11 protein-coding genes are annotated in these 16,779 nt (G+C 58.7%); 4 read left to right on the top strand and 7 right to left on the bottom strand.

Annotated elements, in window-relative coordinates; translation table 11 throughout:
* Positions 1-1,437 carry an Nramp family divalent metal transporter gene (locus ACILSO_RS03855; RefSeq protein ID WP_395736046.1) on the bottom strand — a complete coding sequence of 479 codons (1,437 nt, stop codon included), beginning with the start codon at positions 1,435-1,437 and terminating at the stop codon, positions 1-3.
* 1 nt (position 1,438) lies between these two features.
* Positions 1,439-2,404 carry a mannonate dehydratase gene (locus ACILSO_RS03860; protein ID WP_395736047.1) on the bottom strand — a complete coding sequence of 322 codons (966 nt, stop codon included), beginning with the start codon at positions 2,402-2,404 and terminating at the stop codon, positions 1,439-1,441.
* Between the two features lie 166 nt (positions 2,405-2,570).
* Between ACILSO_RS03860 and ACILSO_RS03865 the strand changes: the two genes are divergently transcribed.
* A complete protein-coding gene (locus tag ACILSO_RS03865; protein ID WP_395736048.1) occupies positions 2,571-3,779 on the top strand; it encodes a neutral/alkaline non-lysosomal ceramidase N-terminal domain-containing protein in 1,209 nt (402 codons plus the stop codon).
* A 14-nt stretch (positions 3,780-3,793) separates the two neighbouring features.
* Here the strand turns inward: ACILSO_RS03865 and ACILSO_RS03870 are convergent, their stop codons facing one another.
* Entirely contained in the window at positions 3,794-4,432 is a 639-nt protein-coding gene (locus tag ACILSO_RS03870) for a hypothetical protein (RefSeq protein WP_395736049.1), read from the bottom strand.
* A 14-nt stretch (positions 4,433-4,446) separates the two neighbouring features.
* On the bottom strand, positions 4,447-4,749 hold the full coding sequence (locus tag ACILSO_RS03875) for a DUF2089 family protein (RefSeq protein WP_395736050.1): 303 nt from the start codon (positions 4,747-4,749) through the stop codon (positions 4,447-4,449).
* Positions 4,750-4,878: 129 nt separating this feature from the next.
* On the opposite strand from ACILSO_RS03875, the gene ACILSO_RS03880 reads away from it, so the two are divergent.
* Entirely contained in the window at positions 4,879-6,507 is a 1,629-nt protein-coding gene (locus ACILSO_RS03880) for an SGNH/GDSL hydrolase family protein (protein WP_395736051.1), read from the top strand.
* Positions 6,508-6,569: 62 nt separating this feature from the next.
* Here ACILSO_RS03880 and ACILSO_RS03885 read toward each other — a convergent pair whose 3' ends face one another.
* Both ACILSO_RS03885 and ACILSO_RS03890 read right to left on the bottom strand, forming a co-directional pair.
* Positions 6,570-7,619 (bottom strand): ComEC/Rec2 family competence protein, encoded by a 1,050-nt coding sequence (locus ACILSO_RS03885; protein WP_395736052.1) that lies wholly within the window; start codon positions 7,617-7,619, stop codon positions 6,570-6,572.
* A gap of 51 nt (positions 7,620-7,670) precedes the next feature.
* Entirely contained in the window at positions 7,671-14,216 is a 6,546-nt protein-coding gene (locus ACILSO_RS03890; RefSeq protein ID WP_395736053.1) for an autotransporter-associated beta strand repeat-containing protein, read from the bottom strand.
* Between the two features lie 168 nt (positions 14,217-14,384).
* On the opposite strand from ACILSO_RS03890, the gene ACILSO_RS03895 reads away from it, so the two are divergent.
* Positions 14,385-14,618 (top strand): ferredoxin, encoded by a 234-nt coding sequence (locus ACILSO_RS03895; RefSeq protein WP_395736054.1) that lies wholly within the window; start codon positions 14,385-14,387, stop codon positions 14,616-14,618.
* A gap of 60 nt (positions 14,619-14,678) precedes the next feature.
* Here ACILSO_RS03895 and ACILSO_RS03900 read toward each other — a convergent pair whose 3' ends face one another.
* Positions 14,679-15,662: a hypothetical protein gene (locus ACILSO_RS03900; protein ID WP_395736055.1), complete on the bottom strand. Its 984-nt coding sequence runs from the start codon at positions 15,660-15,662 to the stop codon at positions 14,679-14,681.
* Between the two features lie 144 nt (positions 15,663-15,806).
* Between ACILSO_RS03900 and ACILSO_RS03905 the strand changes: the two genes are divergently transcribed.
* Positions 15,807-16,778, top strand: coding sequence for an SIS domain-containing protein (locus ACILSO_RS03905; protein WP_395736056.1), 972 nt, complete (start codon positions 15,807-15,809; stop codon positions 16,776-16,778).
* Position 16,779: the final 1 nt, after the last annotated feature.

Genomic DNA, 16,779 nt, shown 5'->3' on the forward strand with positions numbered 1-16,779 from the left:
TTAGTGGGAGAAAATCTGGTGGAACATGGCGAATGAAATGAAGCCGTAAAACAAGGCGCACAAGATGAGCGCGATCTTGCGCCACAGGGGCGGCCGCAGTTCACGTGGCAGCAGCGTGGTGTTGAGGCGCAGGATTTGCAGCGCGGAGAAAGCCGTGATGGGTGCGGCGGTGGCGCCGAGAATCATGAGCAGCAGTTTCGCATCGCCAAGGAATGCACCGAAGCACGCGATCACCGTGAAGCCGAGCAGCAGCAGGCCATAGAGCCGCCCCACCGGCATTTTCTTCGGCACCGCACCGCCCGCCCAAGCCATGTCTGCCACCACGCGGGCCAGCACATCCACATTCGTCAGCGTCGTCGAAAAAAGAATCCAGAAGCCGTTCATGAGGCCGAGAATCCAGAAGCCCTCCCACAGCTTGCGCATCTCCGCCGCTTGAAACACACCCGCCGCAACGCCGGTGACCTGCATGCCGGGCTGAAACAATGACGAGGCCAGATTCACCATCAAAAACATGCCCACGATGCATCCCAGCATCCACAGGCCGGATTGATCAATGATCGCGTAACGCCACCAGTCGCGCCAGCGCTTCAAATTTTCCACGTTGATCGGAAACACGCTGCCTACGGGGGCCAATGTCTGCTCCGTGCTCCATACGCCGCCCATGTTGCCCGCTTTGGAACCCATGCCGAAGCCCTTGTCACGAAACCAGTTGGCGATGGCAAGATTGCCAATGCCGCCGCTGCCTGCGAGAGATGCAAAAACCGCCAGCATCACGAAATCGACCTTTTCAGGAATCACTCCGAATGAGAAGAAGCCTGTCAGCGTGCTGCTCCAGTCCTTGAGCGGCACAAAAGTGAAGTTCACCCACAGCAGGAAACCGAAGATGAAGATGATCATCATCCACGAAAGCCGCTCCAGCAGCCGCTCGACTTTCTTGCCTGAGGCGAGCACCACGGCCGAGATCAATACAAGCGCCACCGTGATCCACGTCACAGTCGACGCATCGACATTCGTCGGAGCACGCCCTTGCAGCATCGCAAAAGTCACCCCGGCGCATCCCGCCGCCGCCGCAGGCATGCCGAGCTGCGCAAAGCCTGCGAGCGCATAAAACACACCCCACACCCGCGATCCCGGCCGCATCCGCATGAAACCCGTGAGCACCGGCTCTCCTGTGTAAAGCGTGTAGCGCACCGCTTCGAGATTCAGCAGCGATTGCAGCACAAAGGCCAGCGTCGCGATCCACAGCACACTGCGTCCATACTGCACCACAAACAACGGCCCCGCGATCCACTCGCCCATCCCAATGGCTCCCACGAGCAGGATGGCCCCCGGCCCGATGGTGCGCAGCGCATTGCGCCAGCTGAATGGCAGCGGCGCGGGGAGATCGTCGGTCTTCCAAGGAGGAAGGCAGCCGTAATTCGTGCTGGGTGGATTCATGTCAGGATGAGGGCTGGCAGGCTTGAACGCTTTGAATCAGCCCGCGCATGTAGCCATACGCGAACAAACGGCCCATCATGGTGTAGCCGGGCTCTCCCTCTTCTTCGCCGTCGAGCTGCGGCACATGATCGGGACGCATGGGACCGGGGAAGCCGATGTCGTGATAGGCGCGCATGGCGGCAACCATGTCGGTGGGGCCGTTGTCATGAAACGTCTCGGCAAAACACTCCGCATTGCCACGCACGTCGCGAAAATGAACGTAGCGGATGTGCGGGCCGAGCCTGCGGATGGTGGCGGGAATATCCGCACCCATCTCCGCAAAGGTGCCCTGGCAGAAACAGATCGCGTTGTGCCGGCTCGGTGCGAGACGCATGAGCCGCTCGAAGTTTTCGACGCTGTTCATGATGCGCGCCTTGCCGGCGAATTCGGCCAGCGGCGGGTCATCGGGATGCATGACCATCGTCACGCCGTGTTTTTCTGCCGCGGGGAGCAGTTCGGCGAGCATGCGCTCCAAGTTCGTCCACAGGGCGTCTGCCGTGATGGTTTCGCCACCAGCCTGAATCTTCGTCGCGTTCAAAGACATGGCTTGTTGTGCATCCTTGAGATCAAAGGCCGTCACCAGCGCATCGCCACGCTCCCTGGCATCCAGTTTGGTGCGCACCCAGTCGGTGCCGGCCATGAAGTTGTAGCAGAGCAGCGGGATTTCCGCCTCGCTCATGTGTTCAAGCAGCCGCTTCATCGCCCTCACGTCACTGCCATCGTCCTTTCCGAGCTTGAGCTTCTCGATGGGCAGGTAGCCTTCAATGATTCCCAGCTTCAGGCCGTGCCTCTCGATTTGCATTTTGGATTTCAACAGGCGCTCCAACTCCGGCCCTGGATAGCGCACCGTAATCTCTTCCACGCCGCACTGGGCCGCGAGAGTCAGATGGTGATCGTTGAGCGGTGTGAGGACAGAGGCAAGGCGCATGAAAGATGGGTGCGGAGTGAACAAACAACGTGAGCGCGCCCGTAGTTTGTGCATGTCGCTCCGCGCTTTTTCCCTCGCCGTTTTGTGTGCAAGTCCGGTCTTTGCCGCGCCGCCTGGAGCAACGCCTCTTTCGCCTCCAGCTGCGCCGAAATCCGTGGCACCTTACGTGCCAGCCAATTGGAAAGCTGGAACCGCCACCATCACGGTGACGCCTCAGAAGCTTCTTTGGATGGCCGGGTATGGGGCGCGCAACAAACCTGCCGAAGGCAAGGTTCAAGAGCTGTATGCCAAGGCTCTTGCTTTGGAGGATGAGAAGGGAAACAAGCTGGTCTTTGTCACGCTGGATCTCATCGGAGTTCCGCAGCTTCTTCGCCGGGAGGTGGCGCAGCAGGCGGAGAAGAAATATGGCCTGCCCCCGTCGAACCTCGTCATGAACGCTTCACACACCCATAGCGGGCCATCCCTGCGCACAGCGCCGCTCACGGATGCCGACAAGGACAATCCGAAAGCGAAGGATGCCTGGGACTACACACAGAAACTGCAGGGTGATCTTGTTTCGCTCGTTGGCAAAGCTCTGTCGGAAATGCAGCCCGCACGTCTCACCTGGAACAAGGCTCGCTGCGGCTTTGCCATGAACCGCCGCCGTGACTACACGCTGCCGGCTGGCCACCCGGACACCAATAAAGCACCGAACCCGAATGGTCCAGTCGATCATGAGGTGCCTGCTCTGCGCATCGAAGCTCTCGACGGCACGCTACGCGCCACGTTGTTTGGCTACGCATGCCACAACACCAGCCTCGGCTTCTACAACTGGTGCGGCGACTACGCCGGATTTGCGCAGGAATACTTACAGGAGCACCGGACCGGCTTCACCGCGCTGTTTCTCATGGGATGTGGAGGTGACCAGAACCCGTACCCGCGCCGAAGTGATGTCGTGCCTGGTGTCACGGATCTGGAGCTGGCCATGCAGCATGGGCGTTCGCTTTCCAACGCCGTTGAAATGGCTCTTGTCGTCAATCCGCGCCCGGTGAACGGCCCCATTCGTGCCGCCTATGAGGAGATCAAACTGAGCTACGCCAAAGCTGGACGGGCGGACCACGATTACCCGGTGCAGGTCATCAAGATCGGCAACGACCTCACCTTCATCACTCTCGGCAGCGAGGTGGTGGTGGACTACTCCCTCCGTTTTAAACGTGAATTCGCCGGGGCCGCTGGCGTCTGGGTGGCAGGCTATTCCAATGACTACACCGGTTACGTCCCCAGCCTGCGTGTTCTCAAAGAAGGCGGCTACGAAGCCGCCGCTGGATGGGCTGACAGCGTGGAGGAGCGCATCGCCGCCAAGGTCCACGAACTGCACCAAAAAATTTCCCAATAATGGCGGGCCCTGGCTCACGCGTCGGCCGCCATCATGCGTTTGATCTCGGTTTCTCGGGATCGCCGGCGCTTGCTGCGCCAGACCACCAAAACAACGATGGCCGCAGTTCCTGCGCTGGCCGCAATCATGATCGTCATAAAAGGGAATCCCGATGCTCCAAAGTCCATCGGTTCCAGCCTCAGATGCCGCAGCCACACCTTTCCGCCGTCCGGCAGCACCACATTCATCTCGATCTGCTTCGCCGGTTCGGACGATCCCATCATGTTCATTGGCAGAATGAATTCACGCCAAGCGCTCGTCCCGGTGAGTTTTCCCATGGGGCCGTAGTCACCCAGTGATCGGGAGAAGGCTTTGCCAGCGCCAATGCTTGTCCACGTTTCCAGAAAGCCCGTGCCACCCACCTTTTCATATTTCACCTCTCCCTTCAATGCGTACGAGTGCGTGCCGACATTCGGCTGAGCATCGACCAGCAGGGGAATGACCGCCTTGTCAGAGGCCGTGACCTCAATCGTGCCAGTCGCGTCGTCATAGCTTGCATCTTTGGACATCGTCAGCCCCGGTGTGTCCGCTTTCCATGAACGGTTTGGAAAGGCCGGTGCGGCTGCGTTCAAATACGAGGTCATCAAAGCGAGGATCAGGAGATACGGCTTCATCGTCTTCGGTTGGTTTAGGATCTTTGTGTTTTGCGGTAGCTGGACAGCAGTGTTTTCAGGGTCGCGGTGTCGATCTTCCCGTCCGCGGCCAGCGCACGCATGTGGCGCTCGTGCGCATCGCCGGCGTTGGCATCATCATAGACGTGTACTTTCTGGATCAGTCGGTCCAGGCGCAGGCGCACCGTCGGGTAGCTGACCTTGTAGCCTTCGGCCAGTTCCTTGAGGGAGCCGGAGGCCAGCAGGAAGCGCTTCAAAAAATTAATATCCTCATCCTCCAGCGAATCGAGCCAGCGGCGGTTAGGCGACGAATCTTCCATATAGTTAAGTGAAAATGAACATAATGTTTAACATTATGCAATCAAACTTTTGTTTTATTGAAAAGCTGCTCGCCACACCTAAAGCCAAGGATTTTGCGCAAATGCGCCCCCAATCAGCGTATCGCCTCAATGCGCCTGCTGCTTTCCTCCCTTCTGCTCCTCTCTCTTCATGTCCTGGCACAGGAGGAGAAGCCTCTTTCCCTCACGCTGCAATCCCGGGCCCCTTCCGGAAAGGCCGCACTGGTCAAGGAACAGTGGCTCCCATCCCGCACCGCCATCATCGTCTGCGACATGTGGGACGCCCACCACTGCAAAAACGCCGTTACGCGCGAGGTAGAGATGGCCCCCCGCATGAATGAAGTCCTTGAGAAGGCCCGCAAAGACGGCGTCTTCATCATTCACGCCCCGAGCAGCTGCATGCAGCCCTATGAGGGCACTCCAGCCCGCGACCGCGCCAAGTCCGCACCCACCGCCGCGCGTCTGCCTGACAAGATCGCCGAATGGTGCAAGCAGATCCCGGCGGAAGAGATGGCCGTGTATCCCCTCGATCAAACCGACGGCGGCGAAGACGACGATCCTGCCGAACATGCCGCCTGGGCGCAGTCACTCACCGCCAAAGGCCTCAATGCGAAAGCCCCTTGGAAAAAGCAAATCGACGTCCTCCGCATCGACCAGGAAAAAGACGCCATCAGCGACAGCGGCGTGGAAATCTGGAACCTTCTCGAATCCAGGCACATCGACAACGTCATCCTCATGGGCGTGCACCTCAACATGTGTGTCTCCGGCCGTCCCTTTGGACTGCGCCAAATGGAGAAAAACGGCAAGCACGTCGTCCTCATGCGCGACCTCACCGATACCATGTACAACCCCGCGCGATGGCCCTTTGTCAGCCACGTGCGCGGCACGGAGCTTTTCGTGGCTCACGTGGAAAAGCGCATCTGCCCCACCCTCACCTCAGACCAGTTCATCGGCGGCAAGCCCTTCGTTTACAGCGATGCCACCGCAGGCAAAAAGCGCCTGCAGATCATCCTCCTTGGAGACAGCACCACCGAGGCGAGCATTCCGAAGAAACTCGCTCCTGACGAGCCGCAGATTGAAGACACCCTGCGCATCAAACTTGCCGCCGAAGCCGACCTCCCGCCCACCGATGTCTACAATGAAGGAGTCAGCGGCGAGACCATCCGCCGTCTGCTTGACACCCGTTACGACAAGGCTGTGAAAACCAAGCCGCAGGCCGACTACATCTTCATCCGCTATGGCATCAACGACCGTTCCAAGCGCGAGAAATTCGAAGAGAACTTTCCCAAAGACTTTCACGAACTTCTCACCCGGCTCCGCGCAGACCATCCCAAGGCCATGCTCATTCCCATGACCGTGATTCCCTATGTGGTGGACAGCCCGCGCCCAGAGATCAACGACTTCGTCAGGCAGGTTGCCAAGGAGGAGAAACTCCAGCTCTTCGACATCGTCCCCCGATACCTTGCTGAACTGAAGAAGGGGCCGGACATGCTCAACTACCGCCGCTTCCCGCTCGCGAAGATTCCTGAGAATCTACGCGCCTTTGCCACTCCGTACATTCAGCCAGGAACGGAGCCCACCGTCGTCGTCCTCGACAACCACCTGGACGGCATCTTTGGCCACCTCCCCGGCTGGACCGGTGACCGCCATCCCAACCTCGCGGGTTACAACGTCATCGCCGATGAAACGGCCAAATGGCTGGCACCGGTGATTCGTGCGAAGCTGGCGGAGAAAAAGTAAGGCCCTCCCGCCTCAGAGGGATCATTCTGATCCCCTCCGCACTCCGCCACGTCCAGCATTCCTTATTTTGCGCGCGTCTGAAACGTGCGGCTGTGCTTCTGCGAAGGCACTTCAACGGTGTAGGTCTTCGCGTCCGTGCTTACCACGCAGTGGATGTGGTTTGCAGCGCAGCCTTCGGCCAGATCTCCATGATTGGCGATCATGCTTTTGTCAGCGGTGTTTTCATGGTCTTCGCGCACGTTTTCATGCACTTGGTACATTGCCTGGATCGTGGGTGTCGATTTGAGGGCATCCATGGCAGACTTGCTCGTGCCTTTTCGCGGACCGTTGTTCATGACTGAAACCGTGGGCTGCAGGCTGTGGATCAGGATGGGATTGTTGCTCACATCCAGTCCATGATGGTTCACTTGGTAAAGGTCCACCGTGCCGACGAGGTTGAAAGGAGAGACCAGCTTCTCCTCCACATTCCAGGACAGGTCACCGCCATCGAAGAAGCGGAAATCGCCGAACTGCAGCAGCATCACCACACTGTTTGCATTGTCGGTCGAGTCGATTGCTTTGGAAGGCACGGAGCCTTTGAGCGGATTCTCCGCCTGGTCTGGAGAGGGCGGGACAAACTTCTGGTTCGCCCCCAGGCAGCGCAACGTCAGCTTCGGGCTGCCCTCGGCCTGTTTCAGCGGCACCATGTCTCCGGCAGCCAGCGTCACCCGCTTTCCCACCTTGGCACTGCGGTAGGGGCGGCTTGTCAGCGTCCAGCGCATGTCCTGCGCCTTGCCGTCCGGGCTGTTGTCCGGAATGCCCTTGTCATAGAGCGTGCCCACGGGCATCAATTCTGCCAGTTCAGCCAGACCACCGAAATGGTCCGCATGGAAGTGCGTGATGATGACGTGGTCGATGCGTGTGAGCTTCGCCTGTTCTGTGGCGACTTTTTGTATGCGCTGAGGATCCCGCCCGCCGGGATTTCCAGTATCAATGAGCACCGACTCACCCTCGGGTGTCACGATCAGCGTGGAGCCACCGCCCTCGGAGTCGATCCAGTAAAAATCGAGCGTCTTGTCACGGGCAGTGGCACACAGGGTGAGGGCGAGGAAGGCGGCGAGGATCGGTTTCATGGAATGCGTGTTCACGCTGCTTGAGGCCAGATTCTCTCAGAAACTCCTTTATCACCGTCCTGGCGGCTGCACTTCCTTCACTGTCGCGCCGTGAGTGTCGCTCAGGATCAGCAATGCGAGTTTCTCCACCTGCTGCAGTTCAGCAGGCTTCAGCATCTGGTAGTCCAGGCCGTTTGCCGGTGCGCCTTCGTATGGCACGGGCTGCGGTGCTCCGTTCTCCGGACCGTTCAGGCTCGCGTAATCAAAGCGCCCGCGCAGGTCCGTGTAGCCGTCTTTGAAAAAGCGCACCGTGCCGTTGTTCAGCCGCGCATACACCTTTACGTATGCCTTGGCCAGGGGCTTGTCCGTCGTGGCGTCGCGGATCTCCAGGCGGCCATAGTTTTCGGTCAGAGCTACTTTCAGCGTGTTGGCATGGTAGGCCTGCGTTTTGCGCTGTCCGGCACCCAGGACTTCCACCAGCACGTTGGCTTTGGCAAATTCAGCCGGCAAAGCCACATCCAGAGTGCTCCGGTCCTTTGGCAAAGTCTGCACGGTCGTCTTGTTGGGCTTGATGATGCTGAAGCGTCCGGCGTCCTGGCTCACGAAGGGACTGCTGCTGAAGCTGAACTCAGGGTCCATCAGATAATAGTTCACCGTCACTTCCTCCAGGTTTTTCCAGCTTAGAGCGATGTTCTTGTTCTCCACCTTGAAATCAAATCCCGGTTCGGTGGCTGCGAGTTCGGCCTGCTGCTTCTCACGGTCAGGCTTGTCGCCTTTCTCACTCTTCGCGGCCTTGCCTTCGATTTCTTCAAGCTGCGTGGACACATCTGCAAACAGCAGCTTCCATCGTGGAACGGGATAATCTGCGTACTTTGCTGCCAGGCCGCGCGCCGCGGCCAGATCTCCTTCATAAAAGGCCGCATAGCACTGAAAGTAGTCATGCTGAATTTTCGTGGGAAGCCTGCCCACGTCGATCCCTTTGAAACGGGTCAGCGCTTCCTCCACGCGGTCTTGCAAAAAGAGAAAATAGGCCACGCTCAGGTTGTCCATAGCGTCGAGCTGAGGCTTGTAAGCCAGAATGTTCAGCAGGCTGGAGTACTGATTCAGCACAGCAGGATTGGCGATCTTCCACTCGCCGCCCACGCGGTGCGCACGCTGATTGACGAGCGGAGAGTATTCGAGCTGCTCGTAGCTGCGGCGTTCGACAGGGTCCAGCGTCAGCAGTTTGCTTTCGAAACAGGGGCCACAAGCCTCGCCAAAGCGAGACTTCAGCCACTCACGCAATGTCGCTGCGTCATTGTGAAGGAGCGCATAGGTGTCGATGGTGTCGTCATCCAGATGGTGCGTGCGCATGAAGGAGATGAGCTTCCGGTAGAAATCCACGCTCTGGCGGCAGCGCCATGCCACCCGGCTCAGGGAGAGGGCGGCGAGGTTGTTTTGCTCCAGAAATGCAAACACCTCCGCTTCGCTCCCATGCTGAGAGACATAGTCCCAGGAGGCTTTGTCTACTTCCGTGAGTTTTGAGACTACATTGAACTCAAACGGCCTGGCGCCTGTCGCATTCGTGGAGGTGGCCACGTTGACAGGGAAGTGGGCAAATTTGAGGCCTGCTTTTGCCGGCACCAGCGGGAAGTAGAAGTGATATTCAAAAGTCTGCGTGGTGTACGGTTCCAGCCGGATCTGGCGGGAATCCGTGGCCTTGCTGCCGAGCACCGGCAGCGCCCCCTGCGGGATCTGCAGCAGGACCACCGCCTTCACCGGACTGCTGGTGGGATTGGTCACCACGATGCTTGCACCATACGTGACTCCATTCAGAAACTCCGTGGTGACGTATTTTTCAAACCTCTCGTTTCCGTCCATACGATAGCGATCGTTCTGCCGGAAGAAGCTCTGCGAGACCAGAAGCTGCCCTTGTGCGTTGTTTGCTTCAGCAGCGGGTTTGATCTCCTTGTGGTAGACGATGCACGGGCCGCCGGCCGTGAATGTAAACTGGCCGTTCTCACTTTTCGCCGGATGCTTTGCGGTTTCGAATGGGAGGTCGACCACTCCAAGGGCCAGCATCATCTCCGCAAAGCTCGTGGTGGCCTCGGCCACATTGCCGGAGACAAAGCCGCCCCTGGCCCCCGCCGCCACCCATGCAGCGTAATCCCGCCAGAATGAGTTCACGGTCACGAGATCAGCGTTCTGGGCCGAAATGCGCAGCTTGTAGTAATTGTTCTCCGCCCATTCCTTGGTCGGACCCAGTGCGCGGAAAAAGCTGCGGATCTGCTTGCGTGCTTCCGTGGTTTCGCCGCTGCCGAAGTACATCAAGGTTCCGCCATTGATGGTGACGCCGCCGGTGTATGTGTTGGCACCATTCAAGACGAGGGTTCCGGCTCCAGACTTGGTGAGAGCTTGTTCGCGCGCCTCGGCATATTCGGCCATCTCTTTCCTCTTGGCATCCTTGTCGGTGGCGAGCTGCCTCATCTCCAGAGCGTTCATGGAGCGCTGCCGAAGCTGTGGCACTATCGTGGCGCCAGGAGCTCCTGCCTCGGCTGCCGGAGGTGTTGCGGGATGGAGGGAATCGGCCGGGGCCGCAGCGGCCATTGGTGCCGGTGGTGGGGGAGGGGACATGGCCGCGTTTTTGGCGGCATCTTTGAAGCCATTCGAATTTCCCTCGTCCATCGCGCGGCCACGCAGAGCGGTTTCGAAGAGGTGATCCTGCCGCTCCGGGTCTGGCGGAATCATCTCCCACAGTTCCCTTACATGTCGCGCCGCATTCGGTGCTTCGTTCTCGATCCGCTGCGCCAGCAGAATGCGCTCCACGATGTTCAGCCTTGCATAGGACCAGGGTTCCAGATGTTTTTTCAAATCAAGTCCCAGCAGAAACTCATCCATGAAGGTCTTGTCCTTTTTGTTCGCCAGATAGGGCTTCACCACCGCATCAAAGAAGGCCTTGTCCTTGCGCGAGAGGAAGAAATTCAGCTCATGGCAGGCATATTCACCGAACTTTGCCCGCTTCTCCTCTTCCTTGAGCTTCGGCCAGTTTAACACCCAGGCGAATTCCGCGAGGTGCTCGTTTCCAGTCAGGGTGGTAAAGAGCGAATGGATGCTTCCAAGAGTGTCGTAGGTTTCCATTTCGCTGGTCAAAATGTCTGCCAGCTTGAGCGCTTTTCCGCTTTCCAGGACGGTAATCTCCTTCTTCTGCGTGAATGGGGTCGCAGGATCAAGGTTTCTTACCAGACGTTGATCGGCAAACTTCGTTGGCACCTCCGGCAGCGTCAGCGAACGCCATGAGGCGTTATGCAGATCTTCGGCATAAATCTGCACATGCTGGCGGTCCCCCAGCGCTTTGCGTTCAATGCGAACCACCCCGTCTTTGTCTGGAATGAGATTGTAGAGCACTGGTGCGGCGGCCGCGAGGAAGTCGAGGTTGGTGCCGCCTGCCGGTCCGCCTTGGGGTTGTGGTTTGCCGGCAGGTTGAGGGCCCGGATTATGAATCGTGGCCGCAGCGCCGCCACGAGTCATGACTGCGCTTTGGCCCCCTGCTTGCAAGAGAGCGTCCAGGTCCGTCTGGCGAATTTCCCATGGATTGAGCAGAAGACCGGGACGCGTCAGCATGTTGCCCGGAAAGAGTTTGGCGTAGCGCCGCTCCAGGATGTAGCGGTATTCATCGCCGATCTCCCGTCCGGCCGAGTAGAGATTCGGATTTTTAGCCGGCGTGCCGGACGCGGCGCCAAACCGTGCAAAGCCGCCCAGCCCGCCAAAGATACCGCTCCCCGGGTCAAACCGTGACGCTGCGAAATGAACCCGCGCAAACGGCCCGCTGTTCGCCAGTTTTACGGTGATGAACTCCGCGTCATTCTCGACACTCACGATGTGCAGCGGTGTTGTGCCTTTGAGTTCGAGCTGCCGGTGCCGGCCGAGCACCCAGCCGCCGATGACATCACCTTGAGCGACCTTGATGGTGATGATTTGATCATGGCCAGGAATGCGCAAAGAATAGTCCCCTGGCTCCAGTGCGCTGACCAGAATGGAATCAGGAAGCACTTGAAGGATTCTCGATTCCACCGCACGAAGGTAGGTGCCTGCTGACTGGGCGATCAGCGAAATGTTGTTCGAAGATGCCTTGGGCACTGGAATGCGGATTTGCTCTCCTTGTTTCGCATGGACAATCGTCACTTGAGTGGTGGCCGCATCTTCCAGCAGCCAGCGCGTCTCCCGGCCATTTGGGATCCTGGCCTTCACCCATTCAATGCCATCAAGCCTGCCGAGACTCACGCGGCCTCGCTCATCTGTCCGCAGCGCCACGACTTGGAAGCGGTTGAACTCACGATGTTTAAACGTGAAGAGAATCTGCTGGTCGGAAATCGCCTCTCCGTTTTTACCCAGAAGTTCAAAGACTCTCTGGCCGTCAAAGCTGCTGAGATGGCCGTCATTCACCGCCTCAGTTTTGTCGATGCCGTTCAGCGTCCACGTATGGCTGGCACTGAGATCTTTCTTCGTCCCGCCATTGCTCAGCACCTCCACCCTGGCTTTGAATCCCACGGTGAGGGAGGCCAGGCGTTCAGGCACCTGGAGCGTGTGCGTCAGAACGCTGCCCGCGCTGAGCTTGAGGTCCTTCACTTCACGCGTGGTGGAGATTCCATCGTGGGTGGTGCTTGTGATGGTGAGTGCTGGCTCGCCAAGCAGGTCCGGGGAAAGGTGCACCTCTCCGAGCATCAGGGCCGCCCGAATCGCGAGCGTGGCCTCGCGGCGTGCGAGCAGCTGCTCGCGTTCGATGTGGAACTGCGCATCCAGGCGGTAGTCTTCTGCATGGTGATTGAAAGTTGTCAGTGTGGCAAAGCCTCCCGCGGCATCGCCGATGATGAGGTTCTTCATGCCCGGCTGATTGGTGAACGGCACCACGATCCGGCCGAACTTTTCATTTACCGCCAGCTTGCGTCCTTCAAACCATGCCACCGGATCCTTCACGGGCTGGTTCTTTTCATCCAGTACCAGGATCAGGTCTCCGCTGGGACCCGTCTGCTGAAGGGCGTGGTATTGACCCGTGCGGACAAGTGCACGACTGCTGCGGCCGCCTCCGATGAATTCAACGATCCAAGCGCCGCGCCTGGCTTTGAGTTCGGGAAATTTAAACGTCTGCCGCTTGCGAACAAACGGGCCGCCGTCAAACGCATGGGTCTGCTCGCTGTTGGCCACCAGGCCGTCCAGATTCAGGTCGGTGTTGAGCTGGCGCTGCTGGGTCTGGAAGAAATTCAGGGTGTTCAGCTCAAAGATTTTCACGATAAGCTTGGGCGTGTTTTTCACAGTGACGTCAAACTGGATGTCGTCTCCCGGCTTGAACTCCGGCGCGTTTGTCGCCGGAAACTCAATGTCCACCCGCTCCTTCAGCCTTTGGAATTCTGCTGGCGAGATCAGGGACGCCCAGCGCTCTGCCCTGCCGATGCCGTTGGTTATCACAGCCTCCGCCAGGACGGGGGTGAGCCACTCTTCCGCGATGTAATCCGTCCATTTCGCGAGTACGTCATTGGGGTCGGAATCTGCCTTCACCTCCGAGGCAAACACATGGAGAAAATACTCCCGCACGAGCGGCTCATCCGTGTGGATCGGCGGAGAGCTCAGGAGGGCATCGCCAAGGTCCGCATTCAGATTGGAAATCTCCCCAGCTCTCACATTCCTGAGATAGCTGAGATTGATGTAGTTCGTCTGGCGCGGGAGCTTCAGGTATTCGATGAAGCGTTCGCGATTATACACACCCTTCTTGCGGTCATGATCCAGCCGCAGGTATAAAACCCGGGCCTTCAATGTGTTTTGGGATGGAGGCAGTTTTTGTGCAAACGCCCACACACGTTCCAGCCAGGCCTCCCGCTCTGCGTCGTCATATTCCAGGTTCACGTCCGCGCTGGGGACCAGCTTGCGCAGCCGGGTGTTCACAAAGGCCTGCTGTCCCAGCCACTGCGGGAAGGTTTGAAGCAACGCATCAAGCTGCTCGGGCAGCAGGGCACGATGAATCGGCAGCGAGCCGAAGGTGCGTGACCGGTCTGCCTGGAGATCTGCGATGATCGCCTGCACCAGATTTGGCACGTCGGGACGCTGCAGCTTTCCGAGAACGCTGTGGCGTTGGTCCGGAGAAAGCGGCACCTGATCCCGGATGAGGGCCGTCAGAGCGTCCTGACTGAGTGATTCCAGGCCCCGGTCGTTGTTGAGCGCATCGTTTAGGAACACCGTCCGGCCGATTTTGGCGGCGTCCAGGTTTGTGGGAAGGTCGGGTTTTCGATCCCGGACCTCCTGTTGGTGGTCATGGCGGATCCCAAGACGCTCGATGAGATACTTCAGAGTCTCGAGCGGGGCGCTTTCGTATTTCAGGAGCGCCTCCCGGTTCAGAATGATCCGGCGCATTTCGTTCTCGTCAGGCATTCGTTCACGCCATTGATTCAGGATTTCGTTGAGCTTCGCGTCGTTCCGCACGTTTTGGTAATGCAGTGCGTGGAAAAAATAGTAGTCCTGTGAGCCCGGCACCAGTTCGCCGAGTGCTTTTTCCCGGTCGGAGGCGAGGGCAAACCGTTCTATGAAGCCGACTTCGTTGTCGGCATGGACTGCGAAGGGGAGCAAAAGGGCGAAAGCGATCGATTTCATGGCCTGAAACGAGGTTGGGGGTGAATGATGCGGCGAGCATCACGGCTGAGGCGAGCTTTTATTGTAAAGACTCTGTCAATCAGGGAGCAGGAGGGCAGGGGGCAAAAAACCGTTTGAATCCCGAAGGCCGGGAACTACTATCACCACCCCCTTACTTCCCAGATTCCCATGGCTGACGCTGCAAACAAATACGCCCAAAACGCTCCTGGAGCCTACTATGTCGATGACCAGTGCATTGACTGCGACCTGTGCCGCGAAACAGCTCCGGCAAACTTCAAGCGCGACGACGACGGTGGTCATTCCTTCCTCTATAAACAGCCGGAATCGGATGAGGAGCGCTCCCTTTGCGAAGAAGCGCTGACGGGATGCCCCGTGGAAGCGATCGGCCGTGACGGCGAGTAAACGTTGTCAGGTTTTGAGCGGCAGGGCGTTCGGTTCCAACTGGACCGCCCGGCCGTCGTCTCAGGGAAGATTGAGCCAGCGCTGGGCCAGCACCTTTTCCAAGTTCACACATTGATTGGACTGGGCGTTTGGCGGAAACGAAACCAGCATTGTGTAGCCCTTGAACCCTGATGGGCCGGTGGAGACGAGATCCGCGTCGATCGAGCGGGCGAGCTGGCTTCCGCGTTCGCAGTAGGCGTACACCGAATTTTCACCGTTTTCGGACATCAGCTTGATGCAGAGGTATCTCTTGGAGTCCGAGAACTCAAAATTGTAATACTCAAAGAGGCGTACATAGCCCCGCATGAGGACAGCTTTGGTGGGCCGCTGGTTGCGGAACTCATGGAATGACATTTCACCGTATCCTGCCAGGCTCTCCCAATCGATGAGGAAATTTCCCTGAGGGCCGCGAAGCATGGCTACTTCCAATGAGCCGGTGGGCCGGCTGCTGGAGTAGCTGAAATAAAGGATCTCAGTGTTGTTGATCTGATAACGCGCCTTGGTGGACATGCTGCCCGGCACCGGGTCCTTGCCCCCCTGGGTTTCATAGAAATCCTTCATCAGAGGAGCGACTTTTTCAGCGTTGGCCACCATTGCCACACGATCTTTCCACTCGGGGGTTTTCCAATACTGTTCCAGCAGAGCGATGGCCTGAGCGACTTCATCGGTGGTTTCCAGCAAGGGGAGCTCCCTGATGCTCGATTCTGGTGGGAACGTGGAACTTGGCGGGAGGGTGGCTGTTGTGGGGGCAGGCGAAATGGGGGCGGCGATTTTGAGAGGCTCATTGTTGCCAGCGCCGATTTTGGGCAAAGTGGACGGGGCGGTGCCGCCCGTGGTGGCCGCATCAAACGAAATGCCCATGCTTTCCAGTTCATGATTTCTCTGCTCGGCCTTGTGGGCCATTTCGATCAGAGTGTTGCGATTGGACAGACTGAAGAAGTACACCCGCCATCCCACATAGAGCGTCAGCGATAGTATGACGCACAAAGTGATGCTAACACCCATGAAGGCGCGGTGGGAACCAATGGAACCAGAAGTCATTGACGAAAAGACAGATCAGACGGGACGGCGCCAATCATGGCGGGGAAATGCTTAGTTCTCAAGCACTTGGTTGCTGCATCTCAGTCCCCGCCTAACAGTTCTGGTCCCATGAATTACCCCGAAAAAGCCCGCCGCGTCATCCAGCTTGAAATTGACGAGCTGCAGCGGCTGCATGCACGCATCGACGATTCTTTCGCCCGCGCCATCGAACTGCTTCTCGCAGGTGTGCGCAACCGTGGCAAGCTGATCGTTTGTGGCGTGGGCAAAAGCGGGAACATTGGCCGTAAACTTGCCGCCACCCTCAACAGCACCGGCGCCACCACGGTGCTGCTCAATGTGGGCGATGCCCTGCATGGAGATCTGGGGGTCGTGGACCCAGGGGACATGGCAATCATGCTAAGCTACAGCGGGGAGACGTCCGAACTGCTGGACCTGCTGCCGCACCTAAAGCGTTTTGACATTCCGATCATCGCCATCACCGGCGGCATGGGGTCCACGCTGGCCAAAAATGCGGATGTGGTGCTGGACGTCCACGTGACCCAGGAGGCCTGCCCGCTCAACCTGGCCCCCACTTCCAGCACGACAACGATGTTGGTCCTCTGCGACGCCCTGGCCATGGCTCTGCTGGAGGCGCGAGGGTTCCAGTCGGAGGACTTTGCCAGGCTGCACCCCGGCGGCTCGCTGGGGCGTGCCCTGCTCACCCGGGTGAGCGATGTCATGCGCAGTGGAGACCAACTCGCTGTCATCCAGCCGGAAACGGTGGTGCGGGACGCTCTCCAGGCCATGACGCGCGCCCGCAGCGGGGCCGCTATCGTTGCCAATCCAGACGGCACTCTCGCCGGTGTTTTCACTCACGGCGACTTCGTCCGCGCTTTCCAGAAAAACCATGCCATCGCGGATCAGCCGGTGAGCGCCTTCATGACCCCACGCCCGGTGAGCATTCAGGCCGGCAAACTGGCGGCGGAGGTTCTTGCCACCTTTGAGAAAAACCGGGTGGATGACCTCGTCGTGGTGGATGAGTCGGGACGGCCTGTTGGAATGGTCGATACCCAGGACCTTACCCGGCTGCGGCTGGTGTGAG

Origin of the sequence: Prosthecobacter sp., assembly GCF_044226605.1 — a bacterium.
In the GTDB taxonomy this organism is placed as follows: Bacteria; Verrucomicrobiota; Verrucomicrobiia; order Verrucomicrobiales; family Verrucomicrobiaceae; genus Prosthecobacter.

Coding starts and splice junctions, on each gene's coding strand:
- ACILSO_RS03855 (WP_395736046.1), bottom strand. CDS start 1,437: ATGAATCCACCCAGCACGAATTACGGCTGCCTTCCTCCTTGGAAGACC.
- ACILSO_RS03860 (WP_395736047.1), bottom strand. CDS start 2,404: ATGCGCCTTGCCTCTGTCCTCACACCGCTCAACGATCACCATCTGACT.
- ACILSO_RS03870 (WP_395736049.1), bottom strand. CDS start 4,432: ATGAAGCCGTATCTCCTGATCCTCGCTTTGATGACCTCGTATTTGAAC.
- ACILSO_RS03875 (WP_395736050.1), bottom strand. CDS start 4,749: ATGGAAGATTCGTCGCCTAACCGCCGCTGGCTCGATTCGCTGGAGGAT.
- ACILSO_RS03880 (WP_395736051.1), top strand. CDS start 4,879: ATGCGCCTGCTGCTTTCCTCCCTTCTGCTCCTCTCTCTTCATGTCCTG.
- ACILSO_RS03885 (WP_395736052.1), bottom strand. CDS start 7,619: ATGAAACCGATCCTCGCCGCCTTCCTCGCCCTCACCCTGTGTGCCACT.
- ACILSO_RS03890 (WP_395736053.1), bottom strand. CDS start 14,216: ATGAAATCGATCGCTTTCGCCCTTTTGCTCCCCTTCGCAGTCCATGCC.
- ACILSO_RS03895 (WP_395736054.1), top strand. CDS start 14,385: ATGGCTGACGCTGCAAACAAATACGCCCAAAACGCTCCTGGAGCCTAC.
- ACILSO_RS03900 (WP_395736055.1), bottom strand. CDS start 15,662: ATGGGTGTTAGCATCACTTTGTGCGTCATACTATCGCTGACGCTCTAT.
- ACILSO_RS03905 (WP_395736056.1), top strand. CDS start 15,807: ATGAATTACCCCGAAAAAGCCCGCCGCGTCATCCAGCTTGAAATTGAC.